We start from the raw sequence: 15,042 nt of genomic DNA on the forward strand, positions 1-15,042 counted from the left end.
TGACACGGGACCATGCGGCATCACACGGCCTCAGACGGCACCACCGATCGGACGAGGTCCCTTCCCTCCGAGGGTCGCAGGAGGGTGACCCACGACTGGATCGCCGCGTCCGCCGAACAACCCGCGAAGCCCTGCCCCAGGGACCGTCGGGGCGTGTCGACCGCACACACGTCCCGGCAACAGCACCGCAGCCCAGACCCGAGCCCGGTACGGTGATGTGCCGTCCATGTCACGGGCCCGCCGGGTCGGGGACCGCGCCCTCGACCAGCCAGGGCAGTCGCGTCGCACCCCCGGTCACTCGAAGGAGATAGTCCACCAGCGAGCACTCCTCACGCCACAGGAACCCGCTGTAAGCGATCACCACCGGCCAACCATCCGGTTCGCCCACAGCATGCCAGTACCCCGTCGCCCCGGATTCGGGGTACACGTCCGGGGCTCGTCCACCACCTTTTCCGCGCAGAGACTCCAGGGAACCCACAGGACGAACACAAAATCCGAGAACAATAAAATCCCCCACATTGCCTTCATCTTAGACAGAAGGGAATGTGAGGCCACAACCCCGGAACGCGGGTTCGAAAAGACTCCCCGTGGCCTGGGCGCGCTCACCCGCACCCGAAGGCGACCGACCCGGACATGGCTTTTCCTCACGTTTCGGACACGCCTCCAGTAATATTCACCCTGGCTTGAACCCTGTTCTGGCGCGGCTACCTCGCCACATGGAGCAGACCCACTGCCTGCGAAGGCACGGACCGGACCAGGGCACCCCCGCGCCCTTGCCGACTTTTTCTCCGAACTGCCCGTTTCTGTCGGGGCCCACATCTTCGCCGAACACCGACAAAGCGAGCCAGACCACATCATCGCGCTGACAAAAGCGGTGATTGCAGAAGATGATCAACCCACAAGGACCCAGAACGGCCCCGGATGCCCGGACAAAGCTCTCCCCGGAACCGCCGCGCGTTTTCCGCCACGGTCCTTTCCGTGTCAGCTGGAGACGGGGGAACGCTGTGTCGTACACCGGTGACGGTGCGAGGAGCGGCCATGCGGGCGAGCCGGTGCTGGTCGCGGCCGGGATCGCCGGCCTGGCGTTCAGTGGTATCGGAACGGCTCTGCAGAGAGCGGGGGAGCTGCTGAGCCGGTCGGGCCTGGCCGAACTGGCCCAGGACGGCAGGGGGGAACTGAGGCAGCGGGGCCGGCTGGCGCTGCGACGGTACGCTCCCGCGTCCGAGTCCCACATGGAACTGCCTACTCGGCGGGCCGCTTCCCGGCCCGGTCAGAGCGATGTCTGAGATCGAGGAGCAGATCCTGCCCCATACCCGGGTGGACTCTGCGTCGCAGGAGTTCGCACGGCAGGAGACGGACCGGCTCCTCGCCATCGACGCCGACCTGCTGCCGGTGGCCGAGCAGCTGGCCGTGGCGGTGGCCGACGGCAAGCGCCTGCGCGCCGCGTTCTGCTACTGGGGATGGCGCGCGGCCGGGCAGCCGGACAGCGATGCGCTGGTCAGGGCCGCCGCCGCGATGGATCTGGTGCACGCCGCGGCCGTCGTCCACGACGACCCCATCGGCGAGAGCCCGATGCGACACGGCGTGCCGAGCGCTCATGTCGCCCTGCGCGCCGCGTTCACCGGCAGGGCGCGGCCGCAGGCCGGGGGCCGCTCCCTGGCCCTGCTGACCGGGGACCCGCTGATGTCGTGGGCCGCGCAGCTGTTCCTCCTCTGCGGCCTGCCCGCGGCCTACCTGTCCCGCGCACGCGAGCTGTGGGCGGTCATGGCCAGGGAGCTGATCGCCGGAGAGTGCCTGGAGGTCCTGCGCACCGGTTCCCGGCCCGACACGGGCCGATCACTCCAGGTCATCCGGCACAAGACCGCCAAGTACACGGTCGAGCACCCCCTGCGCGCCGGTGGCGCGATGGCCGGTGCTCCGGGCACGCTGATGGAGGCCTTCACCGCCTACGGACTTGCCCTGGGGGAGGCCCTCCAGCTGCGGGACGACCTGCTGGGGCTCTTCGGCGATCCGAAACGCACGGGCAAGGCGAACCTGGACGACGTCCGAGGCAACCGGCCGACCGCCCTGCTCGCCGAGATCTGGTCGACCGCCACCGCGGCCGAACGCCGGGAGCTACGCGGCCTGCTCGGCCGACGCGGCCTGGGCGCCGACGGCCTGTCGAGAGTGCGGGCGATCACGCGACGCACCGGGGCCCCGACCGTGTCGAGGAGATGATCGCCCAGCGCGTCCAGGCCGCGACCGCCGTCCTCGCCCACATGGAAGCGCTGCGGCTCATGGGAGGCGAACTCGCCGACGCGACGGTGGACGCACTGTTCGCACGCGGGGAGGCCGGCAAGTTCAACACCCTCATGCGCTACTTCTCCACAGCCGGCCAGGACCTGCCCGACGGACTGCCGGACGTCGCCCGCGAATACCTGCACGCCACCGCCACACCGCCGGCCTGGGTCGACTGGGGCGAGATGGAGAGGGCCCGGCTGTTCTCCATCGACGCCAAGGTGCACATCTCCGCCCACCGCGCCGACCGCTGGACTCCACCGCCCCTGACGCTCCGCACCTGAGCAACGGCCCCTTGCGAGCAGCGGCACGCCCGGCACCGGTCCCGGTCACGTACCCGAGCAGATTCGCGCCTTGCCCGCACCGGGCCTCGCCCTGCCGCCGTGGGGGCCTTCCGCGCGTGTCCGCATCCGTATCGCGGACGCCGCAAGCCTGGCCGAGGCCGACCGCGCCTTGCCCACTGAGCGCACCGACCATCTGGAGCAGCAGGGCAGGGCCTGGGGGTCCGCACTCCTCCGAGGCGCTCCTCAGCCGTGTTCCGCAGGTTCTCAGCCCCAAGGCCGGCGGTGGGCCCGAAGAGGATGACCGGCCGCACACCCAGGGGCGGCAGGAGCCGGCCCGGGGACCTGGGGCACGGCCTGGCCGGAGTCGAGCACGGCCATGGGGAACCACCGGCACCCGGGCCCGCAGTGCCGGGCACGCCACCCCGTGCTGCCCCGGCAGAGCCGGCCGACGGGCGAGCGGATCCCCGCGGAGCAGATCCCAGCAGTTCTCCCCGCCCCGGGACCTCCAGGTCGGTGTACAGCGCCGAAATTAGGCGTTCTGCACATCTTGTGGCGATACGTCACTACACATAGCATCATGGCGACCTCACCGGGTCACCAAAAGAATCAGCACCCCACCCCCAGGGAGACCCCCCATGCTGAGACGCATCCTCACACCCCTCCTGATCGCCCTGAGTGCGCTGGCGCTGACGCTGGTGGGCGCCGCACCGGCCACCGCGGCACCCGCTGAGCAGTCCCAGCCGCTGCGCCAGACCGTCCTGTACTACGACGCCAGCCGCGCCGCGGAGTACACCTCCGCCGTCTCCACGGCCGTGCGCGTGTGGAACTCCAGCGTCGGCAACGTCCGCCTGGAGCCCGCCTCCTTCGGACGGCGCGCCGAGATCCGCATCATCGCCGACAACGGCTGGCCCCGCGCCCACCTGGGCCCGGTGCGCCCGGGCGGGCAGGTCACCGTCTGGATGGGCCGCGAGGGCACCGCCGCAGGCTACGACGCGGTGCGCATCGCCGCGCACGAGCTCGGTCACAGCCTGGGCCTGCCCGACGCCAAGCCCGGTCCGTGCTCGTCGCTGATGTCGGGATCCACCGGCGGCGTGAACTGCACCAGCCCCTACCCCAACGCCTCCGAGCGCTCGCGGGTCGAGGCCAACTACGGCAGCGGCCTGACCGGCCAGCGCGCCACCGACGGGCAGCTCCTGGTCGACCGCTTCTGAACAGGCGCACCGGCTCCGGGCCCAACGGCCTCCGGCGCCGACCCGCACCGGCGGGCCGGCGCCGGAGGCGTCGCGCCCGCGTGAGAGCCGGCCGTCGCGGGCGGCCGACGGCCCTCACCCGCCCGGGCCACCGCGGACACGGTCCACCCGGCCCGGGGCCCAGGGCCGGTGGACCCCCTGCTCGGGCCCGCCCGGTCCGGGGGTCCTACCGCCCCTCCTCCTCCGGCCCGGTGCTCCTCGGCCGCCACTTGCGGAGCCGTCCGCACATACCGAAGTGCCGTGGACCGGGAAGCGGCTCGGTACGCACCACGGCGGCGTCGTGCATGATGCCCGGATCGCCCTGGGCCAGCGACGCGAGCTGCCGCCGCGTCAGCTCCAGCTCCTCTTCCACGCTCTCGCGCCAGATCTCCCGCCACGCCCCGACGCGGGGACGGACCACCTCCGCGGCGAGCCGGTGGAACTCCCGCAGTGCCTCCCCGCCGCCCTCCCCCACCGACTCGACGAGTTCCAGGTAGCCCTCCATGGCGAGGTCGCGGCGGGCCCTGGCACGGTGGGCGCGCTCCTCCTCGGAGGCGTCCTGGGGCAGGTGGGCGGCGGCGTCGTAGGCGGCGCGGTCGGCCAGCACGGCACGCGGGAAGGTGAAGACCGCGTCGCCCGCCTCCGGGAGCCCCGAGTTCTGCATGACCACGGTGATCTCCAGCCCTCCGTGGTTGACCAGGCGGTGCACCGTGCCCGGACCGAACCACAGGACGGTACCGGCCGTCAGCGCGTCGGCCGCGACGCCCTCCGGGGTGACGGTGTGCACCTCTCCGCCGCCGGAGACCACGACGTAGGCCTCGGACGACGCGGTGTGCACGTGCGGCGTGCCGCCGTGCAGACCGTCCGGGGCCTCCCAGTCGTAGACCTGGAGGCCGCTGACGGCGGTGCCTCCGGGAAAACGGGGTGTCCTCATGGCGTGTACTCCCTGGCGAGTCGCCCGATCTCCTCGGTGGCGCACATCCGGTCGACGAACACCAGTCGGTGCCGGAGCCTGAGGACCTCGTCCGGTTCGAGGGTCACCGTCTCGTCGAACGACGGCGAGGGGCTGAACACGGGGATGGGCTCCGAGCGCACGAACCACCTGATCGGGGCGGAGCCGCTGGTCGTTCCGGCGAAGCAGAGGACGGTCGCTCCGCCGTCGATCTCGTCGTGCTGTCCGGTGAAGGCGATCCAGTCCGCCCGGGTGCCCATGACGTCGGCGCCGGTGCGGCCGTTCGCCGCGAGCACGTCGCCCCCGGTCCACGCCCGGGGGCCGCGCCAGAACAGTCCGGTGTAGCCCGCGGCGTCGCGGCCCGCGGTGGTGGGGCTGCCCAGTTCGAGGGCGCTGCCCCGCACGTTGGCCAGCTCGGTCGCGAAGTCGAGCGCCCACAGCCCGCGGTCGGAGTCGACGGAGTGGAACCAGTGCGTGCGGGCCTCGGAGATCCACCGCTCACCCCCTGAGTTCAACCAGGTGAGGCGCTCGGTGAGGATGACCTCGTCGTCGCGTTCGTCGATGCCCTCGAAGTGCTCGTGACGGATGGAGCCGACGTTGTCGAGCCATTCGTAGCCGCTGCCGTGCACATAGGTCGGGCCGCCCCAGAAGTTCTGCCCCGAGACATGGGACCAGGTCATCTGGAGGCCCTTGTGCCAGCGGTGGTCCCACGGCCGCGTGGCGGTCAGCGGGGCTCCGCCGAGTGTGCGCAGCGGATGCAGGAAGGGTTTGGGGGCCTCGACGGCCGGAGCGTCGGGGCGCGGCACGTAGCGCGCGATCTCGGTGCCGCCCACCGTGACGGTGAGCGCGTCGTCGTTCCTGGACAGGAGGGGCTTCTCAGGCACTGGTGCTCGGCTCCGTTCGGGTGAGGGCGGACGCGGCGGCTCGTGCGTCGCCTCCGTACATGGAGTGGTAGAAACCGCTCTCGGGGGTCAGCTCCCGACGCCGTACCGTCTCTCCGAGCACGGCGGACTGGTACATCCCCGCGACGAGTTCGAGTGCGCGCCGTCCGTCGTGGCCGCTGGCGCGGGGGCGCTCGCCGCGTTCCATCGAGTCGAGCAGCGAACCGAGCTGGGCCCTGTGCGAACTCGGCACGTTCTCCTCCGGCTGCCAGGAGGCGACCGCTCCCTCCTGGTCGGCGTGCGGCGCCGGCGTCCAGCGCCAGTGCGCGTTGTCGTAGCCGTAGAGGTGTTCCAGCTCGACCGTGGCGTCCTCGAAGTCGAAGCGCAGGTAGCTGGTCTGCCTGGGCGAGAGCAGGCTGTTGGTCACGGAGATCTTCGCCCCCGACTCGCAGCGCACGATCGCCATCGACACGTCCTCCGTCTGGACGGGCCGCGCGATCGTGGACATCACGGACGTGACCTCGGTCCAGTCGCCGAGCAGCGAGAGCATGAGGTCCATCTGGTGGATGCCGTGCCCCATGCTCGGGCCCCCGCCCTCGGTGTCCCACCGGCCGCGCCAGGGGACCCCGAAGTACTCCGGGTCCCGGTACCAGAGGGTGTTGCACACGCCGACGAGCGGGCGGCCGAGTGTGCCCTGGCGGATGTGGCGGCGCAGGCGCTCGGCACCCGAACCGAACCGGTGCTGGAACACGTAGCCCGCGAAGGGGCCGTGCTCGCCCTCGTGTGCGGCGGCCTCGTCGTACTCGGCGAGGGAGAGGGCCGGCGGCTTCTCGCACCACACCCAGGCGCCGGCGTCCAGACCCGCGATCACCGTGTCCTTGTGGGCGACGGGCGGGGTGCAGACGACCACGAGGTCGGGTGACTCGGCGGCGAGCATGGCGTGGACGTCGGTGTACCGGCCCCGGACGCCCCATGCGTCCGCGGTCTCCGCCACGAGCGCCTCGTCGACGTCGACCAGGGCGGCGAGGTGGACCCGGTCGCCCATGTCGGCGAGCGCGGGAAGGTGGACGCCCCTGGCGATCGCGCCGCTGCCGACGACGGCCGTACGGACGGGGGGACTGGGATCGGACACGGGCACCCCTGGGGACTCAGAGAAAAAGTGAACGTTCACTATTTGTGGTGCGGCCTAAGATAGTGATCGTTCACACTCCACGTCAAGGGTGCCTCCCGCACACGGAAGGGGTCCGATGCCCATGTCCGCGACACCGCGGCGGCGACCGACCATCAAGGAGGTCGCCCGCGTCGCGGGGGTCTCCCACCAGACGGTCTCGCGCTACCTCCGCTTCAGCGGAGGGCTCAAGGAGTCGACCAGAGCACGGGTCGACGCCGCGATCAGGGAGCTCGACTACCGCCCCAACCTCATCGCGCGGTCGATGCGCACACGGCGGACCGGGCGCCTGGCGATCCTGCTGCCCGGCATGAGCTCCTTCAGTCCGGACCGGATGCTCGCCGGCGCCGTCGCCACCGCTCGCGCGGAGGGCTTCGTGGTCGAGGTCCTGAGTGTGGACGGCGGCCCCGGGGCCCGGGCCGAGCGCACACGCGAACTCGCCGACTCGGGGCAGGTGGAGGGCGTCCTCTCCCTGGCTCCGCTCGTCTCCGACGCCGGCCAGGAGCCGAACGCGAGCGCACCGGTCGTCGTCTCCGCCGACCTCGACGACGACATGCGCGGTATCGGCGGGCTCGCCGACGGCTCGGTCGTCGCCGACCTCGTCGAGGGCCTGGCCGGGGCCGGCCACCGGCGCTTCCTGCACGTCTCGGGCTCCCTGGGCTTCGCCTCGGCCCGTGAGCGCAAGCAGACGTACCTGACGACGGTCGAACGCCTCGGCCTGGAGTCGTACGGCGTGGTCGACGGCGACTGGTCGGCCGAGTCCGGCCGCGAGGCCGTGCGCTCCCTGCCGGAGGACGGCGGCGTCACCGCCGTCATCGCGGCGAACGACGTGGTGGCCGCCGGCGTGGTCCGCGGAGCCCTCGAACGCGGCTGGAGCGTACCGGGGGACCTCAGCGTGACGGGCTGGGACAACCACCCGGTGGGCGCCTACCTCTCGCCGGCGCTCACGACGGTCGACGTCGACCGCGAGCGGCTGGGTGCCGACGCCATGCGGCGCCTGGTCGCCGCGGTCCGGGGAACGGTGCCGGAGGTGTCGGACGCACCGCTCAACAGGATCATCTGGCGTGAGTCCACCGGCCCGGGGCCGGAACGGGCGTGAAAGGCGCCGGCCTCCTCCGGTACCGGCACCGTCCATGCGTCCGGGGAGGTGGGTGAACGCCCCCTCCCCCACGGCGGGCACGGCCAGGTCCCGGCCGCCTTCCCCGAACCCCTCTCCCACGGCACGCCCGCCCGGCCCGGTCGGGCACGGGCTCCGGGCGCGAAGGAGCCCGCCTGCGCGGGCGCCGGGTCAGATCAGGCCGTGGTCGCGGGCGCCGGTGGCGGCCCGGATCCCCGGGGCGTCCGGCGCCGCATGGTTCGGAAAGTTTCGGAAAAGTCCAGCGTCCACCCCCGTGCCGCCCCAGCCAGTCCGGGGGCCAGGCAGGACGTTCTTCCGGGAGGACCCTGGAGAAGAATATATCCGGAATCTTCCGGAAATTATTGACAACGCAGCGGAGCCGACCGGACACTGTCACTATCGGCCGATCTCACCCAAGGTCAGCCATAGTCACCCAAAGTGACACGCCTCCGGTCGGCGACCGCACGACAACCGGCCGCCCCACCGGGTCGTGTCACGCCTCCTACCCCCCGACCCCCCACGAGGAGGAAGCACACATGAACGACTCCCCCGCCCGCCCGAGGAGCCGCGGGCGCAGCCCCGCCAGACTGCTCGTCGGCCGTGTCTGCGCCGTCGCGGTGGCGCTGGTCACGGCCATGGCGATGCTCCCGGGCACCGCCGCGGCGGCCATCACCTCCAACCAGACCGGCAACAACAACGGCTACTTCTACTCCTTCTGGACCGACAGCCCCGGAACGGTCTCCATGGAGCTGGGATCCGGCGGCAACTACAGCACCTCATGGAGCAACACCGGGAACTTCGTCGCCGGCAAGGGATGGGCCACCGGCGGACGCCGGACCGTGAACTACTCGGGAAGCTTCAACCCGTCCGGCAACGCGTACCTGACCCTCTACGGGTGGACGAGAGGTCCCCTCGTGGAGTACTACATCGTCGACAACTGGGGCACCTACCGGCCCACCGGAACGCACATGGGCACGGTCACCAGCGACGGCGGCACGTACGACATCTACAAGACGAGGCGGACCAACGCCCCCTCCATCGAGGGCACCAGGAGTTTCGACCAGTACTGGAGCGTCCGGCAGACGAGGAGGACGGGCGGAACCATCACCGCCGGCAATCACTTCGACGCCTGGGCCCGCGCCGGCATGAACCTGGGCAGCCACGACTACATGATCATGGCGACGGAGGGCTACCAGAGCAGCGGGAACTCCAACATCACCCTGGGCTCCTCCGGAGGCGGCGGAGGAGGAGGCGGTGGTGGCGGAGGAGGCGGCGGTGGTGGCTGCACCGCGACCCTGTCCGCGGGCCAGCAGTGGAACGACCGCTACAACCTCGACGTCTCGGTCAGCGGATCGAGCGACTGGACCGTGACGATGAACGTTCCGTCCCCGGCGAAGATCAGCGCCACGTGGAACGTCAGCGCCAGCTACCCCAGCTCCCAGGTACTGACCGCCAGGCCCAACGGCAACGGCAACAACTGGGGCGTGACTATCGACCACAACGGCAACTGGACCTGGCCGACGGTCTCCTGCAGCGCGAACTGACCCCCGGACACCCCTGACACCGCACCCGTGGCGCGGCGGCCCCGGCCGCCGCGCCGCACCTGTGCGCACGCTCCCGGACACGGGCGGCGGGCCGCCCGCACGTCACCGCCGCACGCGCCCCGGACACCGCGTCCGACCGGCTCGTGGGGGCGCCGTGGCCGCGGCGCCCCGTCCACGGCCCCGCGGCCCGGATGCCGTGGATGGAGGAAATCCCGCGCGGACCGGGTTCGGATGTCGGATTCACGTGGTCGAGGGGGTGCCGGCTGGCCCGGTCCGGCGAACGCGGCGCAAAGTGGTGCGGTCGCAGTCGGGCGCAGCGTGTCGCGCTGCCGGGAAGGATGTCCGTGAACATGTCACGTGGGAGTGCGCGGGCCGCGCGCACGCGAAGAGCCACGATCGCGCTGGCCTGCGCGGGGGTCTTCGTCGCCTACCTGCCGGTGACCACCGTCATGGTGAGCCTGCCGGCGCTCCAGCAGGCGCTGGACGCCTCCACCGCGCAGCTGTCGTGGGTGTCCGATGCCTTCGTACTACCGGTGGCAGCGCTGATCCTCACCGCCGGGGTGTTCGGCGACGTGCACGGCCGCAAGAAGGTCTACCAGGTGGGCCTGGCCCTGTGCGCGGCCGGCGCCCTGGTGTCGCTGTGCGCCTCCTCCGTGGAGGCCGTGTGGGTCGGGCAGGCGCTGGCCGGGGCGGGTGCCGCCGCACTGCTGCCGGTGACACTGGCGCTGGTCAGCCACGCGGCGCCCGGTCCGCGCGAGCGCGGCAGGTACATCGGCCTGTGGACCACCTGCATGATGGCGGCCATGGCGGGACCGCCGCTGATCGCCGGGGTGCTGCTGGAGTACGCCGAGTGGCGGTGGGTCTTCCTGCTGCCGGTGCCGGTGGCGCTGCTGACCATGGCCGTCGCCGCGCGGCTGCTGGAGGAGTCCCGCGCCCCGGGCGGGCGCGGGCTCGACTGGCCCGGGCAGATCACGGCCGCGGTGGCGGTCACCGCACTGGTCTACGGGGTGATCGAGGGCGGCGCCGAGTCGTTCACGCATCCGAGGACGGTCCTGGCGCTGGCGCTGGCCGCGGTCGGCGCCGTCGCCTTCGTGGTGGTGGAGAGGCGTGCTCCCTCCCCCATGCTGGACCTGTCGCTGTTCCGCAGCCCGGCCTTCGTCGCCTCCACCCTCGCCGCCCTGGTCAGCTTCCTGGGGCTGATCGGCTTCTTCTTCGTGCTGAGCCTGTACTTCGGTGTGGTGCAGCAGCTGAGCACCCTGGAGTCGGGGGTGCGCATGGTGCTGGTCAACGTGGTGTGCATGCTGCTGGGCCTGGTGATGGGACGGGTGATGCAGCGCGTGTCGGCCCGGGTGCTCATCACCGTCGGCCTGCTGGTGGCGGCGGGCGCCCTGGTGAGCCTGACCGCGCTCGGCGCGGACACCTCCCTGTGGTCGGTGTCCTGGCGCCTGTGCCTGTTGGGGCTGGGCCTGGGCATCGCCTTCCCGTGCATCACGGGCACCGCCGTCGCCGCGGTGCCCCCGCACCAGGCCGGCATGGCGGCCGCGGGCAGCAACGCCTTCCGGCAGGTGGGCGGCGCCCTGGGGCCCGCCCTCCTGGGCACCCTGCTGACCGTGAGGGTGGTGCACGCCCTCCCCGCTCGTCTGGACGAGGCGGGCCTGGGCGGTGACCAGGCACAGCGGATCGCCCGCACCGCCCAGGAGGACGGGCTGGGCGCGGTGGCCGGGTTGGACATGGGCGCGGACACCGGCCGCGCGCTGGAGGCCGTGTCCGCGGCGTTCCTGGACGGCCTGCGCCTGTGCCTGCTCGTCTCCGCGGTCCTGCTGGTACTGGCGGCCGTGGCCGCCGCCGTCCTGCTGCGCCGCCCGCGAAGCGCGGACACCGCCGCACCGCGCGTGGAAACCGCCGCGGCGGAGGCGGGGCGCAACGGCCCCGAGGACGAGGGCGCCGTGCGGGCCACCGCCGCCGCGCACCGGGGCGGGACCGAAGCGGCGGGCACCGGCGGGTGAGGCGGCTTCCGGGGAGGCCGGACCTGCCCGCCGCGGCCGCCCCGGGCTCCTACGATGGCACCGACCGGCCGCACCGTCGTCGCCGCGGGCCGCATGCGCGTTCCGCGGCGACCCCGCACAGGAGAACCTTGTGGCGCCCCAGACACTCGACGTGCTCGACCTGAAGCTGCTGCAGGCGCTGGAGCTGGACGGCCGGGCGCCCTTCAGCCGGATCGCACGGGTGCTGGGCGTGTCCGACCAGACCATCGCGCGCCGGTTCGGACGGCTGCGCACCACGGCCCGCCTCCGGGTGACCGGGATGACCGACGACGGCCGCCTGGGCCGGGACAGCTGGATCGTCCGCCTGGGCTGCACTCCCAACGTGGCCGGACCCCTGGCCCTCGCACTGGCCAGACGCCCCGACACCCAGTACGTCGACCTGGCCTCCGGCGGCACCGAGGTGGTGTGCGTGATGCGTCCGCGCACCAGGCGCGAGCGCGACGAACTGCTCCTGGAGCGCCTGCAGCGCACCCCGCGCGTCACCTCCGTCAGCGCCCACTGCATCCTGCACTCCTTCTACGGCGGCCCGCTGGGATGGCTGCGCAAGACCAGCGCGCTGGAGGCCGATGAGGAGGCCGCCCTGCGCCCTCCGGCCACTGAACCCACCGCGGCGCCGATCGTGCTGGACGCCGTCGACGAGGCCCTGCTGGCCGAGTTGCGCCAGGACGGCCGTGCCGCACTCGCCCGGTTGCGGGCGGCCACCGGCCGGTCCGAGGCCGTGGTCGGGCGGCGTCTGGAGCGGCTGCGTGCCACGGGAGTGCTCTACTTCGCCGTCGAGTACGACCACGAGCCCCTGGGCCAGGGCGTCGAGGCGATGTGCTGGCTGACCGTGGCCCCGCACGCGCTCGCCGACGCGGGACGCGCCGTGGCCGACCACAGCGAGGTGCGCTTCGCCGCGGCCGTCACCGGCCCGGCCAACCTCGCCCTGTCCCTGCTGTGCCGCACCACCGGCGACCTGTACGCCTACCTGAGCGAGGGGATCGGCGCCCTGGACGGCGTACGGACGGCCGAGACCACCCTCACCCTGCGCCGGGTCAAGACCCTGACCTACCCGGCCCCCTGACGCGGGCGGGGACGCGGGGCACCCGCGCCGTACACGGCGCGGTCCGCCCCGCCCGGACCTTCGGGCGGGACGGACCGGGAACCGTGTCTCAGTCGGTACCGGAGTCGATGGCGGCGTGGTCGAGCAGACCCACGTCGCCGTCGTCGTAGTCCTGTCCGCGGGCGGCGATCGCCTCGGCGCCGCCCTCGGGCATCGCGCCGATCAGTCCGGTCGAGGCCGCCTGGGCCGCGCCGATCGACGCCGGGGTGGAGCCGTCGCCGACCATGCCGAGCCGGGCGTACTCCTCCAGCTTGGCGCGGGAGTCGGCGATGTCGAGGTTGCGCATGGTCAGCTGGCCGATGCGGTCGATCGGTCCGAACGCGGAGTCCTCCGTGCGCTCCATGGACAGCTTGTCCGGGTGGTAGCTGAACGCCGGTCCGGTCGTGTCCAGGATCGAGTAGTCCTCACCGCGCCGGAGGCGCAGGGTCACCTCGCCGGTGATCGCCATGCCCACCCAGCGCTGCAGCGACTCGCGCAGCATCAGGCCCTGCGGCTCCAGCCAGCGGCCCTCGTACATGAGCCTGCCGAGGCGCCGCCCCTCGCTGTGGTAGGCGGCGATGGTGTCCTCGTTGTGGATCGCGTTGACCAGCCGCTCGTAGGCCGCGTGCAGGAGCGCCATGCCCGGCGCCTCGTAGATGCCCCGGCTCTTGGCCTCGATGACGCGGTTCTCGATCTGGTCGGACATGCCCAGGCCGTGGCGGCCGCCGATGGTGTTGGCCTCCAGCACCAGGTCGACGGCGGAGGGGAAGCTCTTGCCGTTGATGGTCACCGGCCGCCCCCGCTCGAAGCCGATCGTGACGTCCTCGGCGGGGATCTCCACCTCGGGGTCCCAGAAGCGCACGCCCATGATGGGGTCGACGATCTCGATGCCGGTGTCGAGGTGTTCGAGGGCCTTGGCCTCGTGCGTGGCGCCCCAGATGTTGGCGTCGGTGGAGTAGGCCTTCTCAGCGCTGTCCCGGTAGGGCAGACCGCGTTCGGTCAGCCACTCGGACATCTCCTTGCGGCCGCCGAGCTCGTTGACGAAGTCGGCGTCCAGCCAGGGCTTGTAGATGCGCAGGGAGGGGTTGGCGAGCAGACCGTAGCGGTAGAACCGCTCGATGTCGTTGCCCTTGAAGGTGGAGCCGTCGCCCCAGATCTGCACGCCGTCCTCGAGCATCGCGCGCACCAGCAGGGTGCCCGTGACGGCCCGCCCGAGAGGGGTGGTGTTGAAGTAGGCGCGGCCGCCGGACCGGATGTGGAACGCCCCGCAGGCCAGAGCCGCGAGCCCCTCCTCCACCAGGGCCGCACGACCGTCGACCAGCCGGGCGACCTCCGCGCCGTAGTCGGCGGCGCGTCCGGGCACCGAGGCGATGTCGGATTCGTCGTACTGGCCGATGTCGGCGGTGTAGGTGCACGGGATAGCGCCCTTCTCGCGCATCCACGCGACCGCCACGGAGGTGTCGAGACCCCCGGAGAAGGCGATCCCGACACGTTCACCGACGGGCAGAGAGGTGAGCACCTTAGACATGGAAATAAGTATGCATGCAGATGAATGATAATTCAAATCGAAGGTGGGCAGGGGCTTCCCGTGCCCTCCGGCCGCGGACCCGGCCCCGCCGAAGGGGGTCGGCCGCGCCCGGGGAGGCGGTCTACTCCCCGGTGAAGGTGGGCCTGACGCGGTCGAGGGAGGCGGCGATCCCGGCCTGGTTGTCCTTGGTGCCGAGCAGCCTGACCTGTTCGACGACCTCCCGGTCCAGGGCGGCGGGCAGCGCGGCGAGCAGGTCGGCGCGGAGCGTGGACCTCATCGAGCGCACCGCCAGCGGGGCGGAGGCGGCGATGCTGCGGGCGTGGTCCACGGCCGCCCGCCGGACGGCGCCCTCGTCCACCAGCAGGTCGGCCAGGCCGATGGCGTGGGCCTCGGCCCCGGACACCCGGCGGGCGGTGTAGAGCATGTCGGCGGCCCTCTGCCGGCCGACGATCCCGGGCAGGGACACGCTCAGGCCGAAGCCCTGGTGCAGGCCCAGGAGCCCGAAGTTGGCGTGGAAGCGGGTGGAGGGCGCGGCCACCCGGAAGTCCGCAGCGCAGGCCAGCCCCAGGCCGCCGCCCACCGCCGTGCCCTGGACGGCGGCGACCACGGGTACCGGGAGGGAGAACAGGCGCAGCCCCTGCCCGTAGATGGCGCCGAGGGTCCGGACCGGGTCGTCGCCGACCCCGCCCGCCGCGAAGTCCATTCCGGCGCAGAAGTTCCTGCCCTCCGAGCACAGCACGAGGGCGCGGCAGCCGCCGGAGCCGGCCAGCTCCTCGGCGGCGTCGGCGAGTTCCCCGAGGAGGCCGCGGTCGAAGTGGTTGTTGGGCGGCCGGTGGATCTCCAGGACACCGACGTGCCCGTCGACGCGGACGGACAGTTCCTCGCTCATGGGGAGCCTTCCAGGTTCGTTCGGGAGTGGCCGGCGACGAGGCTACC

At 72.3% G+C, this 15,042-nt stretch carries 14 protein-coding genes; 8 read left to right on the forward strand and 6 right to left on the reverse strand.

Annotation, left to right across the window (positions count from 1 at the left end; genetic code table 11):
• Positions 1-229 precede the first annotated feature (229 nt).
• Positions 230-361: a hypothetical protein gene (locus tag A6A08_RS29135; RefSeq protein WP_274534037.1), complete on the reverse strand. Its 132-nt coding sequence runs from the start codon at positions 359-361 to the stop codon at positions 230-232.
• Between the two features lie 643 nt (positions 362-1,004).
• Between A6A08_RS29135 and A6A08_RS13105 the strand changes: the two genes are divergently transcribed.
• The 4 genes from A6A08_RS13105 (at position 1,005) to A6A08_RS13115 (ending at position 3,772) form a co-directional block, all read left to right on the forward strand.
• Positions 1,005-1,286: a hypothetical protein gene (locus tag A6A08_RS13105; protein ID WP_073702874.1), complete on the forward strand. Its 282-nt coding sequence runs from the start codon at positions 1,005-1,007 to the stop codon at positions 1,284-1,286.
• Positions 1,279-2,217, forward strand: a complete 939-nt coding sequence (locus A6A08_RS13110; RefSeq protein ID WP_242422525.1) for a polyprenyl synthetase family protein — start codon at positions 1,279-1,281, stop codon at positions 2,215-2,217. The genes A6A08_RS13105 and A6A08_RS13110 overlap by 8 nt, the downstream gene beginning before the upstream one ends.
• On the forward strand, positions 2,214-2,561 hold the full coding sequence (locus A6A08_RS27575; RefSeq protein WP_242422527.1) for a hypothetical protein: 348 nt from the start codon (positions 2,214-2,216) through the stop codon (positions 2,559-2,561). The genes A6A08_RS13110 and A6A08_RS27575 overlap by 4 nt, the downstream gene beginning before the upstream one ends.
• 635 nt (positions 2,562-3,196) lie before the next feature.
• Entirely contained in the window at positions 3,197-3,772 is a 576-nt protein-coding gene (locus A6A08_RS13115) for a snapalysin family zinc-dependent metalloprotease (protein WP_073702875.1), read from the forward strand.
• Positions 3,773-3,977: 205 nt separating this feature from the next.
• Here A6A08_RS13115 and A6A08_RS13120 read toward each other — a convergent pair whose 3' ends face one another.
• The 3 genes from A6A08_RS13120 to A6A08_RS13130 are packed head-to-tail and all read right to left on the reverse strand — an operon-like array spanning position 3,978 to position 6,755.
• Complete coding sequence (locus tag A6A08_RS13120) at positions 3,978-4,724, reverse strand: cupin domain-containing protein (protein ID WP_073702876.1); 747 nt, start codon at positions 4,722-4,724, stop codon at positions 3,978-3,980.
• Complete coding sequence (locus tag A6A08_RS13125; protein ID WP_073702877.1) at positions 4,721-5,626, reverse strand: PmoA family protein; 906 nt, start codon at positions 5,624-5,626, stop codon at positions 4,721-4,723. The genes A6A08_RS13120 and A6A08_RS13125 overlap by 4 nt, the downstream gene beginning before the upstream one ends.
• Positions 5,619-6,755, reverse strand: coding sequence for a Gfo/Idh/MocA family protein (locus A6A08_RS13130; RefSeq protein ID WP_073702899.1), 1,137 nt, complete (start codon positions 6,753-6,755; stop codon positions 5,619-5,621). The genes A6A08_RS13125 and A6A08_RS13130 overlap by 8 nt, the downstream gene beginning before the upstream one ends.
• A 115-nt stretch (positions 6,756-6,870) precedes the next feature.
• On the opposite strand from A6A08_RS13130, the gene A6A08_RS13135 reads away from it, so the two are divergent.
• The 4 genes from A6A08_RS13135 to A6A08_RS13150 all read left to right on the forward strand — a co-directional run bounded on the left by A6A08_RS13135 (position 6,871) and on the right by A6A08_RS13150 (position 12,560).
• Positions 6,871-7,890 carry a LacI family DNA-binding transcriptional regulator gene (locus A6A08_RS13135; protein ID WP_073702878.1) on the forward strand — a complete coding sequence of 340 codons (1,020 nt, stop codon included), beginning with the start codon at positions 6,871-6,873 and terminating at the stop codon, positions 7,888-7,890.
• A 554-nt stretch (positions 7,891-8,444) separates the two neighbouring features.
• Positions 8,445-9,452, forward strand: a complete 1,008-nt coding sequence (locus A6A08_RS13140) for a glycoside hydrolase family 11 protein (protein WP_073702879.1) — start codon at positions 8,445-8,447, stop codon at positions 9,450-9,452.
• A 350-nt stretch (positions 9,453-9,802) separates the two neighbouring features.
• Positions 9,803-11,458 carry an MFS transporter gene (locus tag A6A08_RS13145; protein ID WP_073702900.1) on the forward strand — a complete coding sequence of 552 codons (1,656 nt, stop codon included), beginning with the start codon at positions 9,803-9,805 and terminating at the stop codon, positions 11,456-11,458.
• A gap of 130 nt (positions 11,459-11,588) precedes the next feature.
• Complete coding sequence (locus A6A08_RS13150) at positions 11,589-12,560, forward strand: Lrp/AsnC family transcriptional regulator (protein WP_073702880.1); 972 nt, start codon at positions 11,589-11,591, stop codon at positions 12,558-12,560.
• A gap of 88 nt (positions 12,561-12,648) precedes the next feature.
• Here A6A08_RS13150 and argG read toward each other — a convergent pair whose 3' ends face one another.
• Together argG and A6A08_RS13160 are read right to left on the reverse strand one after the other, a co-directional pair.
• On the reverse strand, positions 12,649-14,106 hold the full coding sequence (gene argG, locus A6A08_RS13155) for an argininosuccinate synthase (protein ID WP_073702881.1): 1,458 nt from the start codon (positions 14,104-14,106) through the stop codon (positions 12,649-12,651).
• A 121-nt stretch (positions 14,107-14,227) separates the two neighbouring features.
• Positions 14,228-14,995 (reverse strand): enoyl-CoA hydratase/isomerase family protein, encoded by a 768-nt coding sequence (locus A6A08_RS13160; protein WP_073702882.1) that lies wholly within the window; start codon positions 14,993-14,995, stop codon positions 14,228-14,230.
• Between the last annotated feature and the right edge of the window lie 47 nt (positions 14,996-15,042).

Origin of the sequence: Nocardiopsis sp. TSRI0078 (assembly GCF_001905145.1) — a bacterium.
In the GTDB taxonomy this organism is placed as follows: Bacteria; Actinomycetota; Actinomycetes; order Streptosporangiales; family Streptosporangiaceae; genus Nocardiopsis.

Coding starts and splice junctions, on each gene's coding strand:
- A6A08_RS13110 (WP_242422525.1), top strand. CDS start 1,279: ATGTCTGAGATCGAGGAGCAGATCCTGCCCCATACCCGGGTGGACTCT.
- A6A08_RS27575 (WP_242422527.1), top strand. CDS start 2,214: ATGATCGCCCAGCGCGTCCAGGCCGCGACCGCCGTCCTCGCCCACATG.
- A6A08_RS13115 (WP_073702875.1), top strand. CDS start 3,197: ATGCTGAGACGCATCCTCACACCCCTCCTGATCGCCCTGAGTGCGCTG.
- A6A08_RS13120 (WP_073702876.1), bottom strand. CDS start 4,724: ATGAGGACACCCCGTTTTCCCGGAGGCACCGCCGTCAGCGGCCTCCAG.
- A6A08_RS13135 (WP_073702878.1), top strand. CDS start 6,871: ATGCCCATGTCCGCGACACCGCGGCGGCGACCGACCATCAAGGAGGTC.
- A6A08_RS13140 (WP_073702879.1), top strand. CDS start 8,445: ATGAACGACTCCCCCGCCCGCCCGAGGAGCCGCGGGCGCAGCCCCGCC.
- A6A08_RS13145 (WP_073702900.1), top strand. CDS start 9,803: ATGTCACGTGGGAGTGCGCGGGCCGCGCGCACGCGAAGAGCCACGATC.
- argG (WP_073702881.1), bottom strand. CDS start 14,106: ATGTCTAAGGTGCTCACCTCTCTGCCCGTCGGTGAACGTGTCGGGATC.
- A6A08_RS13160 (WP_073702882.1), bottom strand. CDS start 14,995: ATGAGCGAGGAACTGTCCGTCCGCGTCGACGGGCACGTCGGTGTCCTG.